Annotated in this window: 12 protein-coding genes and 2 pseudogenes; 9 read left to right on the top strand and 5 right to left on the bottom strand. The window is 61.8% G+C overall.

Annotated elements, in window-relative coordinates; translation table 11 throughout:
- From Q358_RS0111445 to Q358_RS18615, 3 genes are all read right to left on the bottom strand, one after another.
- The coding region (locus tag Q358_RS0111445) for an IS1380 family transposase (RefSeq protein WP_027962138.1) at positions 1–1,344 on the bottom strand (1,344 nt) is incomplete at its 3' end.
- Positions 1,345–1,423: 79 nt separating this feature from the next.
- Positions 1,424–1,570, bottom strand: a complete 147-nt coding sequence (locus Q358_RS18620) for a hypothetical protein (protein WP_156940905.1) — start codon at positions 1,568–1,570, stop codon at positions 1,424–1,426.
- 90 nt (positions 1,571–1,660) lie between these two features.
- The gene (locus tag Q358_RS18615; protein ID WP_156940904.1) at positions 1,661–2,011 is read right to left on the bottom strand and encodes a hypothetical protein; all 351 of its coding nucleotides are present in this window, start codon (positions 2,009–2,011) and stop codon (positions 1,661–1,663) included.
- A gap of 434 nt (positions 2,012–2,445) precedes the next feature.
- Here Q358_RS18615 and Q358_RS0111435 point away from each other — a divergent pair, with 434 nt between their 5' ends.
- Together Q358_RS0111435 and Q358_RS0111430 are read left to right on the top strand one after the other, a co-directional pair.
- The gene (locus Q358_RS0111435; RefSeq protein WP_027962137.1) at positions 2,446–2,886 is read left to right on the top strand and encodes a LexA family protein; all 441 of its coding nucleotides are present in this window, start codon (positions 2,446–2,448) and stop codon (positions 2,884–2,886) included.
- A gap of 14 nt (positions 2,887–2,900) precedes the next feature.
- A pseudogene (locus Q358_RS0111430) lies at positions 2,901–3,335 on the top strand (Y-family DNA polymerase); the annotation flags it as partial.
- A gap of 200 nt (positions 3,336–3,535) precedes the next feature.
- On the opposite strand, the pseudogene Q358_RS17320 reads toward Q358_RS0111430, so the two are convergent.
- A pseudogene (locus Q358_RS17320) lies at positions 3,536–4,973 on the bottom strand (DegQ family serine endoprotease).
- Positions 4,974–5,097: 124 nt separating this feature from the next.
- On the opposite strand from Q358_RS17320, the gene Q358_RS0111420 reads away from it, so the two are divergent.
- From Q358_RS0111420 to Q358_RS0111400, 5 genes are all read left to right on the top strand, one after another.
- Complete coding sequence (locus Q358_RS0111420; RefSeq protein WP_027962135.1) at positions 5,098–6,453, top strand: IS1182 family transposase; 1,356 nt, start codon at positions 5,098–5,100, stop codon at positions 6,451–6,453.
- Positions 6,454–6,706: 253 nt separating this feature from the next.
- A complete protein-coding gene (locus Q358_RS0111415; RefSeq protein WP_027962134.1) occupies positions 6,707–7,621 on the top strand; it encodes a cation diffusion facilitator family transporter in 915 nt (304 codons plus the stop codon).
- A gap of 101 nt (positions 7,622–7,722) precedes the next feature.
- Positions 7,723–8,400 carry a DsbA family protein gene (locus Q358_RS0111410; protein WP_027962133.1) on the top strand — a complete coding sequence of 226 codons (678 nt, stop codon included), beginning with the start codon at positions 7,723–7,725 and terminating at the stop codon, positions 8,398–8,400.
- Positions 8,397–9,656, top strand: coding sequence for a M23 family metallopeptidase (locus Q358_RS18860; RefSeq protein ID WP_051530343.1), 1,260 nt, complete (start codon positions 8,397–8,399; stop codon positions 9,654–9,656). Before Q358_RS0111410 ends, Q358_RS18860 begins: the two co-directional genes overlap by 4 nt.
- A 107-nt stretch (positions 9,657–9,763) precedes the next feature.
- The gene (locus tag Q358_RS0111400) at positions 9,764–10,546 is read left to right on the top strand and encodes a ZIP family metal transporter (RefSeq protein WP_027962132.1); all 783 of its coding nucleotides are present in this window, start codon (positions 9,764–9,766) and stop codon (positions 10,544–10,546) included.
- A 21-nt stretch (positions 10,547–10,567) separates the two neighbouring features.
- Here the strand turns inward: Q358_RS0111400 and Q358_RS0111395 are convergent, their stop codons facing one another.
- Positions 10,568–11,026 (bottom strand): MerR family transcriptional regulator, encoded by a 459-nt coding sequence (locus Q358_RS0111395; RefSeq protein ID WP_027962131.1) that lies wholly within the window; start codon positions 11,024–11,026, stop codon positions 10,568–10,570.
- Between the two features lie 84 nt (positions 11,027–11,110).
- On the opposite strand from Q358_RS0111395, the gene Q358_RS0111390 reads away from it, so the two are divergent.
- On the top strand, positions 11,111–13,306 hold the full coding sequence (locus Q358_RS0111390; protein WP_027962130.1) for a heavy metal translocating P-type ATPase: 2,196 nt from the start codon (positions 11,111–11,113) through the stop codon (positions 13,304–13,306).
- Between the two features lie 17 nt (positions 13,307–13,323).
- Positions 13,324–13,806, top strand: a complete 483-nt coding sequence (gene lspA / locus Q358_RS0111385; RefSeq protein WP_156940903.1) for a signal peptidase II — start codon at positions 13,324–13,326, stop codon at positions 13,804–13,806.

Raw genomic sequence — 13,806 nt, 5'->3', positions numbered from 1 at the left:
CGGATAGCGCAGGCGGCTTCGCAGGGTGTTCAACACCGTCATGCGTCCGATGTCCTGCCCGAAGTCGAGGATGATCTGCCGCGCCTTTTGAACCACGAGCGCCGCACGATGCACCAGCTCTTGTAGCACGGTGCGGATCCGGCGCCGCTTGGCGGGATGGCGCACCGGGCTCAGCTCGCCGGTCATGCCCAGCTGCCCCATCAGCCGCAGGATGTTGTAGGCCAGCTGGGCGAGGTGCAGGATCAGATCGTTGGTGGCGAACTTGCCCGACGGCAGCCGCTCCAGGTCGAGATCGGTCTTGATCTCACTGTGGAATTGCTCGTGGGTGGCATGCGCCTGGTAGCGTTTGGTCACCGCCTCCGGCGCCTCGTCCAGGCTGGTCCACCAGCCTTCCAACTCATAGTCCGGTTCGAGCAGCAACTGGCCATCGCGATCGGCGGTGCGCTCTACCAGGCGCATCACGCGTTGGACGACGTATTCGGTCTTGTTGTCGTCGTGGATCGAGACGGTCTGCGTCCACAGCGCCTGGCGCTTGCCAGGACGCAGCTCTTCCCAGTAGTCCGCCGCCACAGCCAACCAGGTATCCTGATCGGCCGTGGCCGAGCCGCGCGGGTTCCATTTGACGACATAGTCGAGCCGGCGCCCCTCGTCGGCAAAGACCTGGCGCTGCTGTTCGAGAAGCGCCAGGTGCGCCTGGCTGTCGAAGCCGCTGTCCTCGCGTAACAGGATCGGTTGCTTGGTCAGGCCTTGGGCGCGAGGCAGTACCCGCTCCAGGAAGGCGTTGCTCTCCTTCATGGTGTGCTGCTTGCCAGGCCGCAGTTCCAGACCCAGGCACCATCCTTCGTTGCCCAGATAGGCGGCGATCGGGGTGTAGCCATCGACCTTCTGGTAGGTCCGCGAGACGCATTCCTTCTTCGAGTTGCTGTTGTCCATGACGAAGGTGTCGATGTCCAGGCAGACGTGCGTCGTCTCGGCGGTGATCGGTGCTTCGATCAGTGACAGCAGGGTCGTGGACCAGGTGGCGGTGCGCGCCTGCAGGTCGTTGGCGGCAAGTTTCTCCAGCCGCTGTCGCAGCGTCGCCGTGCTCGGCACCTTTTGCAGGGTCAGCAGCTGTTGGAAGGGCTTGTCGCGGCGGAAGTTTTCGATGGCGTCATAGTCGCTCATGCCCAGACACAGCAGGCCCAGGTAGCTCTTGATCACGTCACTGGTGCGCATGCCCAGCGTGGTGGGGAAGCGGCTGTCGATGCTGTCGACGCCAGCGATCTCGAAGCATTGCCCGATGATGGACAGCCCGGCGTGGCTGGTGAGGGTGCGGCGACTGGCGCGGAACTTGACGTTGGGCATGGCACTGTCTGGGTGAATGGCGATATTCGCTATATTGCCATGCAGTTCAGTAGGTTAGAAGCATTCCTGGGGGCCGGTCTCACGGATTCAGGATATCTTCAGTGACGGGGCCTTCGCCTCCTTCGCGATGAGACGATGTTGATAGATTCTGCAATATGTCAAAGCTTTTTCCATCATGCAACTTGATGACCTGCTCAGCTAACGCCCTTTCCTGATCTGAAATCATGATTTCCTCCTTGCTGCATAACGCCCGCCGCACAGGCTCGCAACTTGTTGCGAGTCCAATGAGCGAAGCGAATGTTTGTGCCGGCGCTTGTTATGAACCAGTCAAAGTTTTCAGTTTTGAGCAAGCTTTTTTGCCCTTGCTTAACATGAACATATTTCTGACTGTGCACTTATCCACCCATCCAGAAATATTGCCCTCATCTGTTGAAGTCGAAAATAAATCTTTCTTTATCTTTTCTGGGCTTTCGAATTGATAAAGCTCAACCCTTTCTCCTTCCCAAGTCCCACTCCAACCATCAATAGCGCCAATCATTTGAAATAGTTGCTGCTGCTTTTTCTTGAACCCTATACTTTCAGCTTCATTAATAGTTAATTGAGCTTCTGCATTTGAGCAAGATGCAATCAAGAAGATAGTTACTAGAGACATAAGTTTAAGTTTCATGCGATTTTCCTTTTATTCATAACAGTTTTATTATATAGCATGCTTGATATTCCACTTGAACGCGCATGCGAGTTCAACAATGTTATTCTGCGTGATCGAACATATCTCATCCTATTGAAAACTCTAGGAATCAAGTATAGCTCGGCCACATAACACAGATCATCGTGCATGCTGCATATCCCCAATGAACGCGCATGCTGCCTTTGCCGGCCTGGCCGCTTTGGGTCGTGAGCTGACATACCACCGGAGCCAGTAGTGGGGTCCTACATTGACGAGTATGAGCTTTCATTTCGCACTCCCTTGCTATGCCTAATCCTCAGTCAGATTAGCAGCATCATGCTGAGCCTGCTCGCGACCTTCGCGGTGCAAGGGCTTGGCAGGCCGGGTCGCCTGCCTGATACTGTATAAATATCAGGTATCGAGAGGAGCCCACCATGCCACACCCCAAGCTCATTCCCGCGGATCCGGCGCCGCCGGCGCAGCCCCTGCCCTTCCCTCTGCCCCTAACGCGGGCCGGGCTGTCGGGCTTTCCGAGCCCGGCCCAGGACTACGAGGGGCGCACCCTGGACCTCAACGAGCGGCTGGTGAAGCGCCCCTCCTCGACCTTCTTCATGACCGTCACCGGCGACAGCATGGAGGCGCTGGGCATCGCGGAGGGTGACCTGCTGGTGGTCGATAGCGCCATCGAGCCGCGGCCCGGGCATATCCTGGTCGCCACGGTGGAGGGGGAGCTGGTGGTGAAACGCTACGAGTTGATCGGCAACCGTCCCTACTTCACCTCGGCCAACCCCGCTTACCGCCCCATCCCCGCCGCGGACCTGGAGTGCCAGGCCTGGGGCGTGGTCCGCGCAGTAGTCCACGAGTACACCGTCTAGCCGGGGCCAGGCCCATGATCGGACTGATCGACTGCAACAACTTCTACGTCAGCTGCGAGCGGGCCTTTCAGCCGCGGCTGGAGGGCGTGCCCGTGGGCGTACTCTCTAACAACGATGGCTGCGTGATCGCTCGTTCCAACGAGCTCAAGGCGCTGGGCGTGGCCATGGGCACACCTGCCTTCGAGCTGCAGCCAATGCTCCGCCAGCGGCTCATCACGCTGTTGTCCTCGAACTATGAACTCTACGGGGATATGTCCTCCCGGGTGCAGCAGGTGCTGGAGGAGTTCTCTGCCGGCGTGGAGCCCTACTCCATCGACGAGATGTTCGTGCGCTTCGACGGCTTTGCCCCGGAGCAGATGCACCGTCACGCCCAGGAACTGTTCACCAAGGTGCGGCGCTTCACGCATATCCCGGTCTGCGTGGGGATTGCGCCGACGCGCACCTTGGCCTTATCCGTAGAAACGCAAACTTGACTAAAAGCTCTATCAAGTATGTGTCCTGACTTGTGCAAGTAGTGATATTCACTAGAACCTCAAGCCCAGCCCGTTCACCCGGCAAAGCAAAACAACTGCGTCACTTCCTTGGTGAAAGTCTGAGCGCTGAGCTTGAGCCCCTCCACTATGGTCTGGTAGGGAAACAGTGATCTTGCTCAGTCACCATTGCCCACTCGCAGGGCCACGAAGTAGGCACGGCCGTCGCGGTTGAGCAGAACCGGCACCGTTTGGTCGTCCGGCAGGTTGGTCAGCAACTCCGTCAGCTGTTGCGGGCTCTCTATCGGTTGCTGGCCCAGGCTGACCAGCACATCGCCGGGGCGAATGCCAGCGGCAGCGGCATGGCCGGTCGGATCGACCTTGGCGATGCGCACCCCGTGATCAATGCCAAGCCGGCGCTGTTCCATGCTACTCAGCGGCTGAACCACGATCCCGAGGCGCACCGGGTCGCCATCGGATTGCTCGGGGCCGGCATTCGGCCACTCGCCGACCTCTAACGTGATGCGCTCTCGCTGGCCATCGCGCAACACTCTGAGGTCGACCTCCTCACCAGGACTCGTCTGACCGACCAGGCGCGGCAGCGTGGTGGAGTGGTCTACTTCCTGACTGTTGACTTCGAGAATGACATCACCTGCCTTGATCCCGCCTTCCGCCGCAGGGCTGCCGGGCTCGACCTGGGCGATCAGGGCACCCTCGGCCTGTTCCATGCCGAAGGACTCCGCCAGGTCCTTTGACACCGGCTGTATGCTGACGCCCAGCCAGCCGCGGCTCACATAGCCCTCTTCGCGCAGCTGGTTGGCCACGTCCAGCGCCACATCGATGGGAATGGCGAAGGAGAGGCCCATGTAGCCGCCGCTGCGGGTCAGAATCTGGGAGTTGATGCCCACAACCTCGCCATCAAGGTTGAACAGTGGACCGCCGGAGTTGCCAGGGTTGATCGCCACGTCGGTCTGGATGAAGGGAACGTAGACGTCCTGGGGCAGAGTGCGGTTGATAGCGCTGATGATGCCGGAGGTCACCGAGTGGTCGAAGCCGAAAGGGGAACCGATGGCGGCGACCCATTGGCCGACTTGAAGGTCGTCGGAGTTGCCTAGCTCCAGGGTAGGCAGGTTGTCGGTGTCGACCTTGAGCACCGCCACATCGGTCTTCTCGTCGGCCCCCACGAGCTCGGCCTCGAGTTCGCGACGGTCGTTTAGTCGCACCAGGATCTTGTCGGCGCCCTTGACCACGTGGGCGTTGGTCATGATGTAGCCGTCTTCATCGAAGATGAAGCCCGATCCCAGTGACTGACGTGGCTCCTCATTGCGATTGGGCGCACCGCCGGGTGGCATCGGGATGCGGTCGCCGAAGAACTCTCGAAAGATCTCCGGCACCTCCTGCCCCCCCAAACTGCCGAGAGGACGTCATGGACCTCTCGATCTCCCGTGAGGTGGAGATGTTGACGACGGCTGGCGCGGCCTTGTCGACCAGCTCCGTGAAGTCCGGCAGTCGTGGCTCGGCGAGGGCTGGCGTCGCCTGCATCAAGAGTAAAGCTAGGCTCATCAGCCAGGTGTGCGAGTGGGGCTTGGGTATCACAATGGGCTCCTTCCGGGACATGGAACATGGTAACCATGTCTGGTACAGCGCCCACTATGCAAAGTTCCACACGCCTAGCAGTCTGTCGGGTTTTCGATAACGCCGTGAGATACTCTCAGCATGCCGCCACTACTGGAACGTCGCCATGAGCCGCTTCATCCCCGTTGACCGTCAGACCGACTATCTCCTGCCGCCTTCGGTAGACGAGTGGCTGCCCGATGGCCACCTGGCGCGGTTCGTGGTCGATGTCGTCGAACAACTGGATCTCTCGGCGCTGACGCGACGCTACGCCGGTCGAGGGCATAAGGCCCACCACCCGGCAGTGTTGCTGAGTCTGCTGGTCTATGGCTACGCCACCGGGGTGGTCTCCAGCCGCAAGATCGAGCGCGCCACCTATGACTCGGTGGCGTTCCGTTACCTGGCGGCCAATACCCATCCCGACCACGACACGCTGGCGACCTTTCGCCGGCGTTTCCTGCCGGAGCTGGAGCAGCTGTTCGTGCAGGTGCTGCTGCTGGCTCGCGAGATGAAGCTGCTCAAGCTCGGCACCATCGCCCTGGACGGCACCAAGCTCAAGGCCAACGCCAGCAAGCACAAGGCGCTATCGTATGGCCATGCCAAGAAGCTGGAAGCACAACTCCGGGCGGAGGTGAGGGCACTGACCGAGCGGGCCGAGTCGGCGGACCAGGAGGACGCGGCCGACGGCATGGATATCCCCGCCGAGATTGCCCGCCGTGAAGCCCGCCTGGCGGCCATCGCCGAGGCGAAGGCCAAGATCGAGGCGCGCGCCGAGGAGCGGGACGCCACCGAGCAAGCCGCCTACCAGGAAAAGGTGGCGCGGCGGGAGGCGCAGCGCAAGGCCGGCAAGAAACCCCGTGGGCGGGATCCCGAACCGCCCACTGGCGGCCCGCGTGACAAGGACCAGCTCAACTTCACCGACCCGCAGTCACGGATCATGCCGGTCACCGGCAAGGGGTTTGATCAGTGCTTCAACGCCCAAGCCGCCGTTGATACCGAGAGTCTGCTGGTGACCCATGTCCACGTCACTCAGGCAACCAACGACAAGCAGCAAGTCATGCCGTTGCTGACGGCCTGGCAAGGCTACCCGGAGGCGGTGGGCAAGCCCGCCCATCTGCTGGCCGATACGGGCTATTTCAACGCTGCCAATGTCCGGGCCTGCCATGAGCACGGCATCGAGCCGCTATTGGCGATGAAGCGTGATCTCCATCACCTTCCGGTCTTCGAGCGTTTCGCCGTGGATCCGCCAGTGCCGGAGAGCGATGACCCCGTCGAGCAGATGGCACATCGCTTGAAGACACAGGCGGGCCGAGCGCTTTATGCGCTGCGCAAGCACACGGTAGAGCCGGTCTTCGGGATCATCAAACACGTGATGGGGTTCCGGCAGTTCTCGTTACGTGGCCTGGATAAGGTCAGCGGCGAGTGGCGACTGGCCACCCTGGCATGGAATATCAAGCGGATGCATCGCCTGGCCGCAGGCTGAGGGGCATGCCTCAGCGATAAGGCTGCGTCACAAGCGCTCAGGCCACTCCAGGATCGCCGAATGGCGCCACACAAGAGACATGGCCGGCGCCAACACGAAAATCGAGAGAAGTGGGTGCCGTTACTATGAGCGACACCCATAACCCGACAGACTGCTAGCCCTGGCTCAGCCTTCATTATAATTCGGGCTTGAAGCTTGAGTTGGTATAGGTTTTATACTGTCGCGTCATCAGGTGACACCACAAGGATGACGCATGGGACATCATCACGATCATCCCCATCTTGACCCCACCTCTGGTGACCGTCGGGTGAGCATTGCCATCTGGGCCAACGGGATATTGACCGTTGCTCAGATTGTTGGGGGTATCTTGGCCGGAAGCCTCGCGCTGATCGCGGATGCGCTGCATAATTTTTCCGACATGGCTGCCCTTGTCATTGCCTTTGCGGCCCGCAAGATCGCGAGGCGACCACCTGACTCTCAGATGACGTTCGGCTATGGGCGAATCGAGATTGTCGCAGCGCTGATCAACTACACGACCCTCATTCTCGTTGGGTTTTATCTAATTTATGAAGGCGTCATGCGCATGATCGACCCGCCAGAGATTCAGGGCTGGATAGTCGTCATCATCGGCATTGTCGCTCTTCTTGTCGATGCGCTAACGGCCTTGCTCACTTGGTCGATGCAAAAACATAGCGTCAACATCCGCGCTCTCTTCCTGCACAATCTGTCCGATGCCTTTGCGTCCATCGCTGTGATCATCGGCGGCTCACTAATTCTGCTATATGACATGCGCTGGGTAGACCCTGCGATTACGATCGGCATTGCGCTCTATATTCTTTATCTCGCCTTTACGGAGATAGGTGGTCCTATCCGGACACTGATGTTGGGCTCGCCACCCGATATCGATGGTCAATCAGTCATTGACGCCCTGCGTGACGTCCAAGGGGTTGAGGATGTGCATCATGTTCACCTATGGCAAATGCAGGAGAACACCGCCGCGCTTGACTGCCACGTGGTGACGACGGAAGCCGGCTGGCAGCAGCTCGAGGCGGTCAAGGCGGATATCAAAGCTCAGCTGAAAGCGCGCTTTGACATTGGCCACTCCAGCTTGGAATTCGAGCATATTGATCATGCGCATCAGGGAGCCAATCTTTATGGGCATGGATAACACGCCACTATTCGCCGACTTAGGCACCCAACAGCGGTTGAGATCCACTCAGCAGCTCTCTGGTCTTGCTTTCCGCTTAACCACTTGAATTGGAGAAGTCAATGTACAAAAAAGCGACATTTATCCTGGTTGGCGCGTTGATGCTGACCGCCCTTATCGTGATGGTATCGAGACCCTCGCTATTGGGCATGGGCGCCGAGGCGGCCAGCCAGGATGAAGCCCAGGCCGAAAACTCTCTGGTGCGCTCACACTCGCCTATTCTGGGGCCGGAAGAAGCGCCGGTGACCATCGTGGAGTTCTTCGATCCGGCCTGTGAGGCCTGCCGTGCCTTCTATCCGCTGACCAAGCGCATCCTGGAAGAATACCCCGACCAGGTGCGGCTGGTGGTGCGCTACACGCCCTTCCACGGAGACGTGTCCGATACCGCCATTCGCGTGCTGGAAGTCGCCAGGCGCCAGGACGTCTTCCAGCCGGTGCTGGAAGCGTTGCTGGCCCGGCAGAGCCAGTGGGCGGCTCATGGCAGCTTCGATGAGGCCGCTATTCTGGATATCGCCAGCGAGGCCGGTCTAGACAGAACTGCAGCAGAGGAACAACTTGATTCCCCCGAGGTACAAGCGGTCATTGACCAGGACAAGGAAGACGTCAAGGCCAACCAGATCCGCCAGACGCCGACCTTTTTCGTCAATGGTGAGCTGTTGGACCCCTTCGGCATGCAGGAGCTGGTCGACGCCGTTAACCGTGAGGTGACCGAGGTCTCGGGCGAGGACGACGCGTCATGACACGGCACTGGTTGCTGGTAGGGTTGATGGGGCTGGGCCCTCTGCTGGCCGAAGCCCATTGGCAAGAGAGCGCCTCGCTATCATCGAGCGAACCGGCATCGGCCAGGGCACAAGCTCTCGCGCAGAAGGGGGCATCGCCCTTGGCCGTTCAGCCGCCCGAGAGCATCGCCCAAGAGCTAATCGTGGCACCAGGGGATACCCTGAACGCACTGCTGCTGCAGCTTGGCGTGAATGCCGAGGCGCGCACCCAAGCGTCGACATCGCTGGCGGAGATATTCGACCCAAGACGCTTGCGGCCTGGAGATCGTCTCGCTGTCACCTCTCTGACGACCGGACAGCCGGTGTCAGTGGCCATCGAGCGTGACTCGGGTATTCAATACGTCGTTACGCTAGGGGAGCAGCCGTCGACGCGGATTGTCCCGCCTCGTCTCGACACCCTGACTCTAGGCCGTGAAGTGGACGTTGAAACGTCACTCTATGCCGCCTTGGCGGCAGAGGGGATACCCACGCGTTTCGCTGTGGACCTTGAGGTGCTGCTGGGCGGACTCATGGACACACGCCGTGATATCTCGGGCGCGGAGTGCCTGCAGTTACTGTGGGAAGAGGATCGCCGAGAGGATGGCACGCGAGTTGGGCCTCCCCGTCTGACCTATATGGGGTTGGCTGACCCGTCGGCACGACTGGAGATGGTATGGCCTACGGACCAGAGAGCCACTGTGATGCTCTTCAAGGACGGTAGCCTTGTGGAGACGAAGCGGTTCCCGGTGCTCGGCGCACGCCTGACGTCCGCCTTCGGCAATCGACGTCATCCCGTATACGGTGCGGTCCGTCGTCATGACGGCGTCGACCTTGCCGCCCCTCGCGGCACCCCGGTCATGGCGACGGCGCCGGGGCGGGTCTCCTTCATCGGTCGTCGCGGCGGTTATGGTCGTGTCGTGGAGGTAGAGCACGAGATGGGCACCCTCAGCCGCTATACGCATCTCAGCCGCTTCGCCTCCGGCCTGGCGGTCGGGGACGCCATCAATGCCGGCGATACGCTGGGTGAAGTCGGGGCCTCCGGACTCACCACGGGTCCCAACCTGCACTACGAAGTGAGAGTGGATGACCGACCTGTCGATCCCCTGGAGGAGGGGCAGCGCATCATTCTGGGGGAGTCACTGAGACCCCAGAATTATCGAAGCGTGCTTTTCGAGGCTCGTGGTCGTCTGCAAAAAGCCATCGGGACCTCCGGTCTGGTCGCCTTGGATAATCGATAGGCCGACAGGCGGGCTTGTTGTATGACATGCATCGGTGGCCATGTAATGACTATCGTCGTGTGACACAACATTCCCTGCAGTACCAATCCTCCAGAAGGGAAGGGTCTATGGAAGGTGTCTCTCCGGTCACGCTGGGGTTCCTGGGTAGTCTTGCCGCCGGTTCGATGACCGCCATCGGAGCGCTACCTATCCTGATCAGCAAGGCGCCCGATCGTGCCGTTCGCGACCTGGCACTCGGGTTCGCCGCCGGTGTCATGCTGGCGGCGTCCTTCTTTTCACTGATCATTCCCTCCCTGGAAGCCTCTGGACTGCGCTATGGCGGTAGCGTCTTGCCTGCCGCCATTGCCTGCGCGTCGATACTGATGGGGATGGGGCTGGTCGCCCTGCTGAATGAGCGACTCCCCCACGAACATTTCGAGCAGGGGCGTGAAGGGCCACAGGCGGCATCGCTGCGCCGAATCTGGTTGTTCATCTTTGCCATCACGATCCACAACCTGCCAGAGGGTCTGGCGGTTGGTGTGGCCTTTGGAGCAGGGGGAAGCGAAGGGGGACTTCCCCTTGCTATCGGTATCGGCCTGCAGAATGCGCCGGAAGGCCTGGCGGTGGCGGTGGCATTGCTGGGTGAAGGCTATTCACGCTGGCGATCCTGGACCATTGCCTCCCTCACCGGGCTGGTCGAGCCGTTAGGTGGCCTGCTGGGTGCGGGGGTCGTCAGCATGTCACAAGTACTGCTTCCCTGGGGGCTGGCCTTCGCCGCCGGTGCCATGCTCTATGTCATCAGCCATGAGATCATTCCCGAGACCCACCGAAGCGGCCACCAGAACAAGGCGACGCTGGGGCTCTCGGTGGGATTGGTGCTCATGCTGTTTCTGGATGTCTCGCTGGGCTAGCATGCCGATCCGTCCAGATGCCTACCCTAGGTCGTGAGCGCCTCCGTGGGCCCGGTCGCTGATACAAAGCTGATGATCGCTCAACACTTCGATGATCCGGCAGCTTTCGACCTTCCCCCCGGCACACTGGCTGACCATCCGCCTGAGCTCGTCACGCAGTGCGGAGAGCCGCTGCAGCCGCGACTCGACCTCCTCCAGGTGGTGCTTGGCAATGGCGTCGACCTCCTGACACGGCATGTCGGGCTGGTCTGACATGGCCAGCAGTTCACGCACCGCTTCCACCGAGAAGCCGAAGTCCCGGGCATGGCGGATGAAGGTCAGCCGCCTGACGGCCTCCTCTCCGTAGCGGCGTTGACCGCCCTCGGTACGTGTCGCGTCGCTCACCAGCCCGATGCTCTCGTAATAGCGAACCGTTTCGGGCTTGCAGCCGGCACGCCGGGCCAGCTCGCCGATGCCGATTGCGTCGCTCGTCTCCGCCATCCTGAAGCCCTCCTGAATGGCTTGAATCTATAGTTGCTACAAGGTTTATCCTTCAGAAGATAACCCATCGCCAGGAGTGTCACCATGGAAAATTCGACATCCACGGCAACGTCAGCGGGCTTTACGCTACGAGTCGAAGGTATGGACTGCGGCGGCTGCGAGCGCAAGGTGGTGGCCGCGCTGGGTCGGCTGGAAGGCATCGAGGAGGTGTCGGCCAGCTCGGTGACCGGATCGGTCACCATACACCCCGAACCACACAGGGCTCCGTCTCATCAGTCGATCGAACGGATCCTTAACGAGCTTGGCTACCGGCTTGCCGCCCCTTCCGAGAAGGATGGGTCAGATACCCCCCCAGCGCCCTGGTGGCAGACCGCGAAGGGACGCCTGGTGCTCGTCACGGGGGGGCTGCTGGCTCTGGCCTTGGTCCTTCGCATGACCTGGCCGGACCTGGGGGGCTGGCCCTTCGTCGCCGCCACCCTGGTGGGCCTGGTGCCCATCGCCCAGGGCGCCTGGGGCGCACTGAAGATGCGCAACCCCTTCACCATCGAGATGCTGATGAGCATCGCCGCCCTGGGCGCCCTGGCCATCGATGCCGCGGCCGAGGCGGCGGTGGTGGTCTTCCTGTTCGCGGTGGGCGAACTGCTGGAGGGCGTGGCCGCCTCACGGGCACGCCGCAGCATCTCGGCGTTGGCCGACCTGACGCCGTCTACCGCGAGATTGATGGAGAATGGGGATGCCCGGAAGGTCTCGGCCGCTACGCTCACGCCTGGCCAGCGGGTACTGGTAAGGCCGGGCGACCGTGTGCCCTGCGATGGACGCATCCTGGCCGGCGAGTCCGATCTGGATGAGTCACCGATCAACGGAGAGTCGGTGCCCCGCTCGCGTGCCCCGGGTGACGACGTCTTCGCCGGCACGGTCAACCTCGATGCCACCCTGGAGGTGGAGGTAACCCGCGGCGCCGAGGACAACACCATCGCGCGGGTCATCCGCCTGGTGGAGGAGGCCCAGGCCGCCAAGGCACCGGTGGCCCGTTTCATCGATCGCTTCGCTTTCTACTACATGCCGGCGGTGGTGGGGCTCGCCCTGCTGATGGCGGTGGTGCCGCCGCTGGTCTCGACCATGGCCTGGTCGGAATCGGTCTATCGCGCCCTGGCCCTGCTGTTGATCGCCTGCCCCTGTGCCCTGGTGATCTCGACCCCCGCGGCGATCGCTGCCGGCCTCTCGGCGGGCGCCCGGCGGGGCCTGCTGATCAAGGGCGGCGCGGTACTCGAACAGCTGGGCAAGTTGCGCACGGTGGCGTTGGACAAGACCGGCACCCTCACCGCCGGCACTCCCCAGGTCACCGACGTGGAAGACTGGGCTACCGGCCAGGGCGAAAACGAGATCCTGAGACTGGCAGCGGCGATGGAACGTGATTCTAGCCATCCCATCGCGACGGCCATCTTCTCGCATGCACAGAAACTGGGCCTTTCCATCCCCCAGACGAACGGTAACCGCGCCCTTTCGGGGCGTGGCGTCGCCGGTTGGATCGAGGACCGAGAGCTGAGCCTGGTCGCCCCTCGGCACCTGACAGCGCCGACCTCTCTCGATGACGGTCTGCGTGCCCGAATCGCCGAGCTGGAACATGCCGGCAAGAGTCTCGCCCTGCTGGTCGAGAACGAGCGTCCCCTGGGGCTGATCGCCGTACGCGATGAGCCGCGTGAGGACGCCCGGGAGGGGCTAACGGCGCTGTCACGCCTGGGCGTGCAGGCAGTGATGCTCAGCGGTGACAATGCGCGTACCGCCGCTGCCATCGGTGACAGCCTGGGCATCGAGGCGCATGGCGAGCTGATGCCCGAGGACAAGGCGCAGCGTGTTCGTGACTGGCAGGCCGACGGCCGAGGCCCCGTCGGCAAGGTAGGTGACGGCATCAACGATGCCCCGGCATTGGCGGCAGCCGATGTGGGCATCGCCATGGGCGGCGGCACCGACGTGGCACTGGAAACGGCGGATGCGGCGCTGCTCAAGAACCGCGTCGGTGGCATCGCCGAGCTGATCGACCTGTCCCGGGCCACGCTGCGCAACGTCAAGACCAACGTCGCCCTGGCGCTGGGCCTGAAGGCCATCTTCCTGGTGACCACGGCATTGGGCATCACCGGCATGTGGATCGCGGTGATGGCGGATACCGGCGCCACCGTGCTGGTGACCTTGAACGCCATGCGGCTGCTGGGCTATCGCTTCTCGCCAGGCAATGCCACGACTGGCTCGGCAAGCCCGCGCTATCAGGCAGCCACGACATGACAACGAAGGGGATAGCGATGGTGCCGCAGAGTCGGTACTGGTTGGCACTGGCGGGCCTGGTCGGCCTGGCCGACCAGGCCATCAAGGGGCTGGTGCAAGTGCTGATGCCGTATGGCCAGGCCATCCCGCTGACCCCATTCTTAAACTGGGGTCACTGGTGGAACACGGGGGCAGCCTTCAGCTTCCTCGCCGACTCAGGTGGCTGGCAGCGCTACCTCTTCCTGTGCCTGACAGGAATGGCGGCTATCGTGCTGACGTTCCTGTTGTGCAGGCCCAGGCCCCGCCTGGAGGCGCTGGGGTACAGCTTGATACTGGGTGGCGCGCTGGGTAATGGCATCGACCGCCTGGCGCGAGGGTACGTGGTGGACTACCTGGACATCTACTGGCGAGAGTGGCACTGGCCCGCCTTCAACCTGGCGGATATCGCCCTGTTCCTGGGGGTCATCGCCTTTGCGATGGCGGCTTTGCATGAGCGCCCCTCCCCCAGATTGTCCGAGTGA

Origin of the sequence: Halomonas halodenitrificans DSM 735, assembly GCF_000620045.1 — a bacterium.
GTDB classification, from domain to species: domain Bacteria; phylum Pseudomonadota; class Gammaproteobacteria; order Pseudomonadales; family Halomonadaceae; genus Halomonas; species Halomonas halodenitrificans.
The sequence above is the reverse complement of the archived record's forward strand: the minus strand, read 5'-3'. Positions and strand labels throughout refer to the sequence as shown.